The 11,727-nt window shown below is 60.7% G+C and carries 10 protein-coding genes; 1 reads left to right on the top strand and 9 read right to left on the bottom strand.

Annotated features, from left to right (window positions below; translation table 11 throughout):
• Nucleotides 1-130: 130 nt before the first annotated feature.
• Nucleotides 131-1,636 carry an AhpA/YtjB family protein gene (locus ACWR1S_RS03630; protein WP_454562453.1) on the top strand — a complete coding sequence of 502 codons (1,506 nt, stop codon included), beginning with the start codon at nucleotides 131-133 and terminating at the stop codon, nucleotides 1,634-1,636.
• 465 nt (nucleotides 1,637-2,101) lie between these two features.
• Here ACWR1S_RS03630 and ACWR1S_RS03625 read toward each other — a convergent pair whose 3' ends face one another.
• From ACWR1S_RS03625 to ACWR1S_RS03585, 9 genes are all read right to left on the bottom strand, one after another.
• Nucleotides 2,102-2,812: a PqiC family protein gene (locus tag ACWR1S_RS03625; RefSeq protein ID WP_454562452.1), complete on the bottom strand. Its 711-nt coding sequence runs from the start codon at nucleotides 2,810-2,812 to the stop codon at nucleotides 2,102-2,104.
• Nucleotides 2,813-2,989: 177 nt separating this feature from the next.
• Entirely contained in the window at nucleotides 2,990-5,254 is a 2,265-nt protein-coding gene (gene parC, locus ACWR1S_RS03620) for a DNA topoisomerase IV subunit A (protein ID WP_454562451.1), read from the bottom strand.
• A 7-nt stretch (nucleotides 5,255-5,261) separates the two neighbouring features.
• Complete coding sequence (locus ACWR1S_RS03615; protein ID WP_034151665.1) at nucleotides 5,262-5,786, bottom strand: retropepsin-like aspartic protease family protein; 525 nt, start codon at nucleotides 5,784-5,786, stop codon at nucleotides 5,262-5,264.
• The gene (locus ACWR1S_RS03610) at nucleotides 5,783-6,772 is read right to left on the bottom strand and encodes an esterase-like activity of phytase family protein (protein ID WP_454562450.1); all 990 of its coding nucleotides are present in this window, start codon (nucleotides 6,770-6,772) and stop codon (nucleotides 5,783-5,785) included. The genes ACWR1S_RS03615 and ACWR1S_RS03610 overlap by 4 nt, the downstream gene beginning before the upstream one ends.
• Nucleotides 6,772-8,679, bottom strand: a complete 1,908-nt coding sequence (gene parE, locus ACWR1S_RS03605) for a DNA topoisomerase IV subunit B (RefSeq protein WP_454562449.1) — start codon at nucleotides 8,677-8,679, stop codon at nucleotides 6,772-6,774. Before parE ends, ACWR1S_RS03610 begins: the two co-directional genes overlap by 1 nt.
• 50 nt (nucleotides 8,680-8,729) lie before the next feature.
• Entirely contained in the window at nucleotides 8,730-9,338 is a 609-nt protein-coding gene (locus tag ACWR1S_RS03600) for a YqiA/YcfP family alpha/beta fold hydrolase (protein WP_454562448.1), read from the bottom strand.
• Between the two features lie 241 nt (nucleotides 9,339-9,579).
• On the bottom strand, nucleotides 9,580-10,395 hold the full coding sequence (cpdA, locus tag ACWR1S_RS03595; RefSeq protein WP_454562447.1) for a 3',5'-cyclic-AMP phosphodiesterase: 816 nt from the start codon (nucleotides 10,393-10,395) through the stop codon (nucleotides 9,580-9,582).
• A gap of 99 nt (nucleotides 10,396-10,494) precedes the next feature.
• Entirely contained in the window at nucleotides 10,495-10,947 is a 453-nt protein-coding gene (locus ACWR1S_RS03590; RefSeq protein WP_016985685.1) for a DUF1249 domain-containing protein, read from the bottom strand.
• Nucleotides 10,938-11,555: an NUDIX domain-containing protein gene (locus tag ACWR1S_RS03585; RefSeq protein ID WP_454562446.1), complete on the bottom strand. Its 618-nt coding sequence runs from the start codon at nucleotides 11,553-11,555 to the stop codon at nucleotides 10,938-10,940. The genes ACWR1S_RS03590 and ACWR1S_RS03585 overlap by 10 nt, the downstream gene beginning before the upstream one ends.
• Nucleotides 11,556-11,727 lie beyond the last annotated feature (172 nt).

The raw sequence follows: 11,727 nt of genomic DNA, 5'->3' as shown, positions 1-11,727 counted from the left end.
CACCCCCGCAACTGGAAAAAAACCGCATTCTACCCACTTTCAGTGACCATCGGGCACCGCGAGCGCTTTGCCGGTCTAGGGCCTGTCGCTATACTGCGCGTCAACTTCACGGACAAAAGAGCCGAGCTCAGTGAACCGGCCCACGCCAGTTAAAACCGATAACTTCTTCCTGCTGATCTTCCGTGCACTGCGCCACCGCCGTGTACCGATTGCATTGCGCATTGCCAGCCATAACGTGATCCTGGTCGCTCTGGCCCTGGTGATCTATGCCGGCGTGATGGGTTTGCAATTCAAGCAGGCCATGCACCAGCAGGCCGATGCGCTGGGCGAAAGCCTGACCACGCAGACCGCGACCTCTGCCACTGAGCTGTTAGTGTCCAACGACATTCTCAGCCTCAACGTGCTGCTCAACAACCTGACCAAGAACAAACTGGTGGCCCACGCGGCGATCTACAGCGTGGATAACCGCATCCTCGCCGAGTCGGGTCAGCGGCCCAAGCACAGCCTGCTGGGCGAAGCCGAAGGCATGTACGAGAGCAAGATCACTTTCCAGGACGTGACTGCCGGGCAACTGCGCATCAGCCTCGACATGGATCAGTTCCAGCAGCCGATGACCATCAGCCTGCAAAGCATGGGCATTCTCAGCGGGATCCTGTTGGCGCTGTCACTGGCCCTGAGCCTGCGCATGGGTCGCTACCTGTCAACGCCGCTGCTGCAATTGCGCGTCTGGTTACGCCGCATCGACGAGCACACGCCGGGCATCGATCGTCAGGATGAAATCGGCGATCTGGCACGTCAGCTGCACGCCAACTACGCACCGGAGCCTGCACCAGAACCGGAGCCTGAGTTCGAGGACGAAGAAGACGAGCCGGAATTCGAGGTGCGCAACTTGCGTGATCCGAGTTTCGACGAAACCCGTCCGATGGCCGCACAGAAGCCTGCACCGCGGCATCTGGTCAGTACCGTCGAAGACGATGATGACGATGACGCATTCGCCGACCTGCGCGACGAGTCGCTCAATGTCGTGCCGCAACCCGTCGTTCGCCAGCCGTCTCCAAGCGTGCCGCAGCACACCGCCGTGCTGGCCGTGCAACTGGGTTCACAGGAGCAACTGCGCCGCTTGCCACGGACACGTCTGGAAGAGTTGCAGGAGCGTTATCGTGACTGCCTCGATCAGGCTGCTTCGTTGTATCAGGGCGAAATCGAAACCCTGAACGACGGCAGCACACTGATGCTGTTCCACACCGAAGACAGCGGCGATGACTACCTGACCAACGCGATCTGCTGCGGCGAGTTGCTGCGAGCGCTGGGTCATCAGTTGCAGATTGAGGTCGCGGACAGCGGCATTACTCTGCAATTGCAATTGGGCCTGACATTGGGCGATGAGTTGTTCGGTCTGAGCCAGATTGATCTGTTGCTGACCGACTCGGCGCAGGATGCCCTGGCCTTGTCGCAGCACAGCCGCAACCTGCTGCTGGTTGAGCGCAAGATCAGTGACGATGCGCTGATCCGTCAGCGTGCACGGATCCGTCCGATCGCCAGCCCTGAGGGTGCTTGCTGTGTGGAGCGGTTGATGGAGCCTTATCCGTCGATGCTTGAGCGGCAACTGGCGCGGATGCATGAGCGCCGGGCTTAAGCCTTAAGCCAGAAACACAAAAGCCCGCAAACGAGTGATTGTCTGCGGGCTTTTTTGTGGATGACTGAAAAGCCCCTCACCCTAGCCCTCTCCCAGAGGGAGAGGGAACCGATTGGGGGATATTCTGGAGCTACACCGACTTGAGCGCCCTGCTGTGAATCCAGAATCGCCAAGCTCTTTCAGGTCGACGCATGACGCAGGCACCTCGGTCGCTCCTGCGCTACCGAATCCATAATCGCCAGGATCTTTCAGGTCGATGTATAGCGCCAGACCCCTCGGTCAGTCCCTGCTCTACCGAATCCATAATCGCCAATCTCTTTCAGGTCGATGTATAACTCCAGACACCACGGTCGGCTCCCTCTCCCTCTGGGAGAGGGCTGGGGTGAGGGGCTTTTGATCTTCCCCACAAACCCCAGACACAACAAAGCCCGCACAAGGCGGGCTCTGTTCTGACTCGGTCCAGACTTAGAAGCGGAACACTTCCATGTCAGTCCGAATCGGCGATGCCATTGGAATCTTCGGCTGCTTCTCGGCTTCCGCCGCCGGCGCTGCTGGCTTCGGTGCCGACTTACGCGGTGCCTCGGCCACCGGAGGCTGATTGGCCAACGGCTTGAGCGCTACCGACAACTGCTCGGCCAGACGCTGCAGCAAAATGCCCTGGGCCTGAACCTGCGAAGCCGTACTGCCGGCATGCAGCTCCTGCAGATGAACGATGCGGTTATCGCGCACCTGACCACGACGGTCGATCAGACGCCACTGCGCATCAAGAATCGCCGGTTGTTTCTCACCGGAATCCAGACGCGTAATAGTCAATAACACCTGCACATCCGGGGTGAACCCGCTGGTGGCCGGTGCCAGCACCACACGCTGGCTGTCCAGATGGCCCGCGACCTGGCGCATCAACAACTGATCGATATCCGACGAAAGGCTACCCGCCCAACGACCGTCGGTCGCCGCTTGCAGACTGCCATCCGGTTGACGTTGCAGCAAAGTCTCACGTTGCAGGTAATCGGCTACGACTACCGGGCCCAACAAAACGGCCATGCCCGCGCTTTGCGCAGGCTGAACCGGACTTCCGCTGTCCAGTTGATACAGCGACACCGGCTGGTGAACGCTGCAACCCGCCAGGCCCAAAACGCCGGCGAGCAGGAAAATAAGGGGGCGCAGAGCAGTCATCATCCCGTCCAGGTGGCCGCCACAAGGCTGACCACAGTGAAAATACTCAATAAATATGAAGAACGCTCGGCCACGCCGGCGCTTGGAAAGGCCATATCATCCGTGAATATGCGTTCCGACTCCAGCGCCAAAGCGTCGATCTACGCGTTAAATCGTAGATCGAGCGCTCTAGGACGCTTAATTGAGGTTTTCGACGAGCAGCGCATCGACCCGCTGGAAGCCCCTCGGCAGCTTATTGCCACGACGTCCACGCTCACCTTTGTAGTGTTCGAGGTCATCGGCCTTCAGCGACAGGGTCCGTTTTCCGGCCTGCAGCACCAACGTGGCGCCTTCCGGAAGCACGGCGATGTCCGTGACATATTCTTCGCGACTGGCCACACGTTCACCGGAAATACCGATGATCTTGTTGCCTTTGCCCTTCCCTAATTGTGGCAGATCGCTGATTTTGAAGATCAGCAGGCGACCTTCGGTCGTCACCGAGGCCAGCCAGTTCTGCTCACGATCGGCCACCGGACGCGGCGCGATCACTTTGGCGTTGTTCGGCAGGCTCAACAGGGCTTTACCGGCCTTGTTCTTGGCTTGCAGGTCTTCGCCTTTGACCACGAAACCGTAACCGGCGTCGGAGGCAATCACATACAACGCATCATCTTCCGGCATCAGCACGCATTCGAAGGTCGCGCCCGGTGGCGGTGTCAGACGGCCGGTCAACGGTTCGCCCTGACCACGGGCCGACGGCAAGGTATGCGCGGCAACCGAATAGCTGCGGCCAGTGGAGTCAATCACCACAGCAGACTGGTTGGAACGCCCCGCCGCCGAAGTCTTGAAGCCGTCGCCCGCCTTGTACGATAGGCCGGTGGCGTCGATCTCGTGGCCTTTGGCGGAACGGATCCAGCCTTTTTCCGAGAGTACGACGGTGACTTTCTCGTTCGGCAGCAGATCGTGTTCGGTCAACGCTTTGGCTTCGGTACGCTCGACGATTGGCGAACGGCGGTCGTCGCCATAGGTTTCGGCGTCTTTGATCAGCTCGGTGCGCACCAGCTTCTTCAACTTGGCTTCGCTGCCCAGCAGGGCTTGCAGCTTGGCTTGTTCCTTGAGCAGTTCGTCCTGCTCGTCGCGCAGCTTCATCTCTTCCAGGCGCGCCAACTGACGCAGACGGGTATCGAGGATGTAGTCGGCCTGAATCTCGCTGAGGGCGAAACGCTCGATCAGCTTGGCTTTCGGGTGTTCCTCGGTACGGATGATGTGGATCACTTCATCGAGGTTGAGGTAGGCAATCAACAAACCGTCCAACAGGTGCAGACGTCGCTCGACCTTGTCGAGGCGGAATTGCAGGCGGCGACGCACGGTCTGCACGCGAAATTCCAGCCATTCGACCAGCAGCGCGCGCAGGTTTTTCAGCTGCGGTTTGCCGTCCAGACCGATGATGTTGACGTTGACTCGGTAGGTCGACTCCAGCTCGGTGCTGGCGAACAGGTGCTGCATCAGCGCTTCGTGATCGACGCGGCTGTTGACCGGAATGATCACGATGCGGCACGGGTTTTCGTGGTCGGATTCATCGCGCAGGTCAGCAATCTGCGGGGCTTTCGACGGTTTCGCCTGCATCAACGCGGCGATCTGCTCCAACACTTTTGCACCGGAAACCTGGTGCGGCAGCGCGGTGACGATGATGTCGCCGTCCTCGACGTGGTACACGGCGCGCATGCGCACCGAACCCTTGCCGGTTTCGTACATTTTCAACAGGTCGGCGCGCGGCGTGATGATTTCCGCTTCGGTCGGATAGTCCGGGCCTTGAATGTGTTCACAGAGCTGCTCGACCGTGGCTTTCGGCTCATCAAGCAGACGCACGCACGCGGTGGCGACTTCACGCAGGTTGTGCGGCGGCACGTCGGTGGCCATGCCCACGGCGATGCCGGTGGTGCCGTTGAGCAGGATGTTCGGCAGGCGTGCCGGCAGCACCAGCGGCTCTTGTAAGGTGCCGTCGAAGTTCGGGCCCCAGTCGGCAGTGCCCTGGCCCAGTTCGCTGAGCAGCACTTCGGAATACCGCGACAGGCGTGCTTCGGTGTAACGCATGGCGGCGAAGGACTTCGGATCGTCCGGCGCACCCCAGTTGCCCTGGCCGTCCACCAGCGTGTAGCGATAGCTGAACGGCTGGGCCATCAGCACCATCGCTTCGTAGCACGCCGAGTCGCCGTGCGGGTGGAACTTGCCGAGCACGTCACCGACGGTACGCGCCGATTTCTTGTGCTTGGAATCGGCGTCCAGCCCCAACTCGCTCATCGCATAAATGATGCGACGCTGTACCGGTTTCAGGCCGTCGCCGATATGCGGCAGGGCACGGTCCATGATCACGTACATGGAGTAATTGAGGTAGGCACTTTCGGTGAAGTCGGCCAACGAGCGGCGTTCTACACCGTCCAGGCTGAGATCAAGGGGGTTGCTCATGCAGGCCTCATCGGTTCGTTGTCTGGCGCAGCAGCATGGTGCCACCGCGCTGAGTAAATTCAAGTTTGTTCAGGGCGCTCATACCGAGCAACACCTGATCACCATGCAGCCCCGGCGCCACCAGTGCGCGAACATCCCGCAGCACGATGTCGCCCAGTTGCAGGCGGTCGATTTTGGTCCGGTAACCCTGGCTCAGGCCGTTGGCCGTGCTCAGGGTCACACCGAAACCTTCTTCCAGCTTCAAACGCTTGGCCAGATCCGCCGGGATCGCCACATCGGTCGCACCGGTGTCGAGCATGAACTCCACCGGCTCACCGTTGATCTGACCGCTGGCGACAAAATGCCCTTGGGCGTTGCCGGCCAGCTTCACTTCGATAAAACCTTCGCCCTGTTCGGACGTGACCACCACATTCGGATTTTGCTGGCGCTGTTCCCACTGCCCAAAGAACCGCGTCGCGAGAAACAGCGCCGCGCACCACGCCAGAATCATCAGCACCCGACCGGCGCGCTTGCCCGGCGGTTGCTGGCTCATGGCTTGGCGCTCCAGCCACCGTCAGGTGCGGCAAAGCGCCAGACGATCGGGCGTTTTTCGCCGTCGGCGCGGACGCCATCGTTGTTGTCCAGACCGATCCACGCTCCTTGCGCATCCACCACCAGCGCTTCCGCCAAGCCGTAGGCTTGTGAATAAAGGCGCTGTGGCTGCAAGGCATCTTCGGCGTACGACCAGCATTGTTCGACTTTGGCGGTCAGCGCATCGCGGCGGCAGATCTGAAACGCGTTGCGCTCAAGGGTAAACAGCTTGCCGTTGAACAGCGACAGGTCGGCGAAATCGCGGGTCACGGCGCGCGCCTTGGGAAACTGCGGCGGCTGCATCTCGACGCCAGCCTCGCTGAGCAGTACGCAGGCGCCGTCACAATCCCAGACCGTTTGCTGACGCTTGATCTTCAGCAGGCCACGGCGTTCACGCTCGGCGGCCAGCCATAACTGATCGCCCGCCGGGTTGATCGCCAGCCCTTCGAACAACGCGTTGAAGTGCAGCAACATGCCACTGGCGCGGGCTTCTTTCACCAGCATCGGCGAGATTTTCAGCCACGACGCCGGGCCTTGTGGCGGCACTTGCAATACGGCCGCATGGGCCTCGCTGACGATGTAGCGGTTGCCGGCGCTGTCGCAGGTGATGCCTTCGAAATCCAGATCACCGCCACGGATGAACGACGCCGCCCAGGTGCGCGAACTCAATCCCCACGGCAAGCCGCTGTCCGGCACCGGCGGCACGTCGATGTGCACGGTTTCCGCTTGCCACACCTGATCAGCGGTTTTAAGCCGGTAGATCTGCTCGTCATCACGGTCGGACACCGTCCATAACTCGTTGCCGCACAGCGCCAGCCCCGACAGGTTGCCACCGCGCATGCCATCGACCGGGTGTTCGGAAAGCAGGCGCAACTCCTGTAACGGCTCGGCCGACACAGTCATCGCACTCAGCAGCAAGGCACCCGCGAAGGCCCAGCCAAACCGCATCAGGCCAGCACCTCGGCGAGGTTGCCTTTGGATTCGAGCCAGGTCTTGCGGTCACCGGCGCGTTTCTTCGCCAGCAGCATGTCCATCATTTCCGCGGTTTCGGCGAAGTCTTCGCCCAGCGTCAGTTGCACCAGACGCCGAGTGTTCGGGTCCATGGTGGTTTCACGCAGCTGCGGCGGGTTCATTTCACCCAGACCTTTGAATCGGGTGACCTGGGGTTTGCCGCGTTTCTTCTCGGCGACCAGACGATCGAGAATGCCGTCACGCTCGGCTTCGTCGAGGGCGTAGTAGATCTCTTTGCCGAGGTCGATGCGGTACAGCGGCGGCATCGCCACATAGACGTGACCGGCATCCACCAGCGGGCGGAAATGCTGGACGAACAACGCGCACAGCAAGGTTGCGATGTGCAGTCCGTCGGAGTCGGCGTCGGCAAGGATGCAGATCTTGCCGTAACGCAGTTGGCTCATGTCCGCCGCGCCCGGATCGACACCGATGGCCACGGCGATGTTGTGCACTTCCTGACTGGCCAGCACTTCGCTGCCGTCGACTTCCCAGGTGTTGAGGATCTTGCCGCGCAACGGCAGGATTGCCTGGAATTCCTTGTCCCGCGCTTGCTTGGCGGAACCGCCGGCGGAATCACCTTCCACCAGGAACAGCTCGGAACGCATCGGGTCCTGCCCGGCGCAGTCCGCCAGCTTACCCGGCAACGCAGGGCCCTGAGTGACGCGTTTGCGCTCGACCTTTTTGCTGGCCTTGAGGCGACGACCGGCGTTGTTGATCGCCAGTTCAGCCAGCGCCAGACCGGTTTCCGGGTTGGCGTTGAGCCACAGGCTGAAGGCGTCCTTGACCACACCGGAGACAAACGCCGCCGCTTCACGCGATGACAGACGCTCTTTGGTCTGGCCGGAGAATTGCGGCTCCTGCATTTTCATCGACAGGACGAACGCGATGCGCTCCCAGACATCTTCCGGCGCCAGCTTCACACCGCGCGGCAGCAGGCTGCGGAATTCGCAAAACTCGCGCATGGCATCGAGCAGGCCCTGACGCAAACCGTTGACGTGGGTACCGCCCTGCGCCGTCGGGATCAGGTTGACGTAGCTTTCCTGCACCGCGTCGCCACCTTCCGGCAGCCACAGCAGCGCCCAGTCGACCGCTTCTTTGTTACCGGCGAAAGCGCCGCAGAACGGCTCGTCCGGCAGGCGTTCGAACTCGCTGACCGCATCGACCAGATAGGAGCGCAGGCCGTCTTCGTAATGCCACTCGACTTTCTCGCCGGTGCCTTTGTCTTCGAAGCTGACCAGCAGCCCCGGGCACAAAACGGCCTTGGCCTTGAGCACGTGCTTGAGGCGACTGATGGAGAATTTTGGTGAGTCGAAGTATTTCGGATCCGGCGCGAAGTACACGCTGGTGCCGGTATTGCGCTTGCCGACGGCGCCGACGACTTCCAGCTCGGTGGCTTTGTAGCCGTCGGCGAAGGTCATCTGGTATTCGTTGCCGTCACGCTTGACGCGCACACGGACTTCGGTCGACAAGGCGTTGACCACGGAAATACCCACGCCGTGCAGACCGCCGGAGAACTGGTAGTTCTTGTTGGAAAACTTGCCACCGGCATGCAGCTTGGTGAGGATCAGTTCGACGCCCGACACGCCCTCTTCCGGGTGGATGTCGACCGGCATGCCACGGCCGTCGTCGCTGACTTCCAGCGAGTGGTCGGCGTGGAGGATGACCTGCACGGATTTGGCGTGGCCGGCCAGGGCTTCGTCGACACTGTTGTCGATGACTTCCTGGGCGAGGTGGTTCGGCCGACTGGTGTCGGTGTACATGCCGGGGCGTTTGCGCACCGGGTCGAGGCCCGAGAGGACTTCGATGGCGTCGGCGTTATAAGAGCTAGCGCTGGGAGTGGCCATAAGGTCTCGTCGTCAGTGTTCGGTGAAAAAAGAATTCATGGGACCATCGCTCACAGTGCGGTGAAATCGATGGCCTGATACAAATCGGCGCCAATGCCGGCAAAACTCAGCAACGCCGGCAATTGCCCGGCAAAACCCTGAAAACTGTGGTCGCCGCCGGCCTGAATGCGCAAGGCACAGGCCCGGTAATACTGCTGGGCGAGGCGATAGTCCAGTGTTTCATCGCCGGTCTGCAACCACACCTGATAACGCGGGGCATCCTGAGGCGCCGGCACTTCCAGTTCGGCCAGCGCCGTGACGTGGTCGTGGGTCAATTCCCAGGTTTCATCGGTATACAGGTTTTTCTGTGTGCCCAGATAGCCGTCGAACATCCGGTGCGGGCTGACCGCCGGGTTGACCAGCAGGGCTTTCAGGCCATGGCGCTCGGCCAGGTGAGTCGCATAGTAGCCGCCGAGGGAGCTTCCCACCAGCAGCGGCCGGCCCAGTTCGGCAATCGCTTGCTCCAACTGACCGATGGCTTCGCGCGGATGGTGATGCAGGGCCGGAACACGCAATTGATCGCTCAAACCCAGTTGCTCCATCACCGTCACCAGTTGACAGGCCTTTTTCGAGGCAGGGGCGCTGTTGAAACCGTGGATATAGAGGATCGAACCGGACATTTGAGCTCCCTGGGTGTCGGCGAAAGATAGCGGAGTTTACAGGGAGAAAGCCCCTCACCCTAGCCCTCTCCCGGAGGGAGAGGGGACTGAATGGGGGATATTTGCAAACTACATCGACCTGAACGCTTTGCTGTGAATCCATAATCGACAACGCTGCTTCAGGTCGATGGATAGCGAAAGACACCTCGGTCGGCCCCCTCTCCCTCTGGGAGAGGGCTGGGGTGAGGGGCTTTTGATTCGATCAGTAGCCTTCGGATCCGTAATCGACGGTGAAGGCGAATCCGGTGACGCGTTCGACACCGGTTTCCAAGCGGCCATCCGGCAACAACCGCAACCAGCGATACCCCGGCGCCTGCTCGCCCACCTTGAAGTCTTCACTGCCCGGCTCAAACTGAATGCACGTCGACGGCGAAGCCATCAAGCGCACGCCATTGCGCTGGCGATCAATCTCCTGATGCACATGCCCCCACAACACCGCCCGGGCCTGTGGAAACCGATCCAGCACTTCGAAAAACGCCTCAGGATTGCGCAAACCAATCGGCTCCATCCACGCGCAACCGATCGACACCGGATGATGGTGAAAGCACACCAGATGATGACGCTCCGGCGCTTCGCTCAGCGAACGGGCCAGCAGCTGCAATTGATCGTCCTGCAAGAAACCCGGCACCGAGCCGGGTACAGCCGAATCTAAAAGAGTCACCCGCCAATTGCCGATATCGACTACCGATTCCAGCAATGCACTTTGCACAGCGGCCTGGGCCATGATCAGCGGCTCGTCGTGATTGCCAGGAATCCACCGCGCCGGCGCAGCGATCTGCGCACTCATCTGGCGAAACTGCTGATACGACTCCAGCGTGCCGTCCTGCGAAATATCGCCAGTGGCCAGAATCAGATCGATCTGCGGCTGTTGCCCCAGCACCAACTCGATGACCTTTTGCAGGCTTTCGCGAGTGTTCATGCCCAGCAGCGAGCCGTCCGCTTCAGCGAACAGATGGCTGTCGGACAACTGCACCAGCAGCGCCGTATCGGCGGGGGTCAACGTGGATACGCTCGGCAAGGCGCTCTCCCAAGGCAAAAGCACGGAATCGATCAAGTGCCGCAATTATGCTGGGGGATCAGGCAAAGAGGAAACCGGCGAACCGGACGCAGTTCACAACTAGCGTACGACTTCGTACTCATGCCCCAGCGCCAGACAGTGACTCAACCATTCCCCCAGGAACAGATTGAGCTGAGCCTTTTCATCCGGCTGATGCATCGCCGCATTCGGGTAAGGATAGATGCCGCGAAAGCGTCGTGCATGTTCGGCGCTGACCACTTCGGCCATGCGCGCATCGTGATAAACCTGCACTTCCAGTTGCGGCACCGGCAGCCATGGCAGGCTGTGTTCCTGACGCACTTGCAAAGTGGTGGTGTACGGACAGGTTTGCAGCACTTCGAGGGCCAGCACGCCGAGCATCTGCTCGCCCTGAGTCACGGCGATGCGCCGCGCTTCGGGCTCGTTGCGCATGTCCGGCAGCAGTCGCATCAGGCGCGCGTAGTTGGCCTCGCAGGCGGCTTGCAGCCCCACGAGGTCGACTCGATAGCGATCGCGCAACTTGTTTACAACCATAACCCCCTCACTTCGGCGCGGTTCAGCGCCAGCCACTGCAAAGCGATGATGCTCGCCGCATTGGCAATGCGTCCGTCACGGACGGCCTGCAAGGCATCTTCAAAGGCCCAGACCGTGACGCGGATATCTTCTGCCTCTTCTTCCAGGCCATGCAGGCCGCCAACGCCTTCGGTGCTGCAACGCCCCAGATACAAATGCACGAACTCGTTGCTGCCGCCCGGCGACGGGAAATATTGGGTCATCGGCCACAGGGCCTTGATGTCCAGCCCAGCTTCCTCCTGCGCCTCGCGGTGAGCAACTTCTTCCGGTTGTTCATCCTTGTCGATCAGACCAGCGACCAGTTCGACCAGCCACGGGTTGTCGGTCTTGCCCATGGCGCCAACGCGAAACTGCTCGATCAGCACCACTTCGTCGCGCTGCGGATCGTAGGGCAGCATGCACACGGCATCGTGACGGACAAAGACTTCACGGTTGATCTCGCGGCTCATGCCACCGGCGAACAATTCATGGCGCAGGTGCAAACGGTCGAGTTTATAAAAACCCTCGTAGCAGCGTTCGCGCCGCACGACGTCGACGGTGGTCGGAATGGCGTTGGCAAAATCAGTCATGAGCATCCTCTTTACTGCAGATCCATTACGAGGTTGCTTTGTGTCACTGGCAACCTCGACTTCGCGCCATCCTAACGCGCCCGAACGGTTTGATGCAGCCCCTTTACCGTCAGCGGGATGGACGGTGGAGGCGAAACCCACTCTAATTAGCTTAGTGGCGAACTGACTGCTT

This window comes from Pseudomonas sp. AIG (genome assembly GCF_977020205.1).
This window is presented reverse-complemented; position numbering and strand designations above follow the sequence as displayed.

What these genes read in the sequence shown, in the direction of transcription:
- ACWR1S_RS03625 (WP_454562452.1), bottom strand. Translation starts at nt 2,812, where the DNA reads ATGACTGCTCTGCGCCCCCTTATTTTCCTGCTCGCCGGCGTTTTGGGC.
- parC (WP_454562451.1), bottom strand. Translation starts at nt 5,254, where the DNA reads ATGAGCAACCCCCTTGATCTCAGCCTGGACGGTGTAGAACGCCGCTCG.
- ACWR1S_RS03615 (WP_034151665.1), bottom strand. Translation starts at nt 5,786, where the DNA reads ATGAGCCAGCAACCGCCGGGCAAGCGCGCCGGTCGGGTGCTGATGATT.
- ACWR1S_RS03610 (WP_454562450.1), bottom strand. Translation starts at nt 6,772, where the DNA reads ATGCGGTTTGGCTGGGCCTTCGCGGGTGCCTTGCTGCTGAGTGCGATG.
- parE (WP_454562449.1), bottom strand. Translation starts at nt 8,679, where the DNA reads ATGGCCACTCCCAGCGCTAGCTCTTATAACGCCGACGCCATCGAAGTC.
- ACWR1S_RS03600 (WP_454562448.1), bottom strand. Translation starts at nt 9,338, where the DNA reads ATGTCCGGTTCGATCCTCTATATCCACGGTTTCAACAGCGCCCCTGCC.
- ACWR1S_RS03590 (WP_016985685.1), bottom strand. Translation starts at nt 10,947, where the DNA reads ATGGTTGTAAACAAGTTGCGCGATCGCTATCGAGTCGACCTCGTGGGG.
- ACWR1S_RS03585 (WP_454562446.1), bottom strand. Translation starts at nt 11,555, where the DNA reads ATGACTGATTTTGCCAACGCCATTCCGACCACCGTCGACGTCGTGCGG.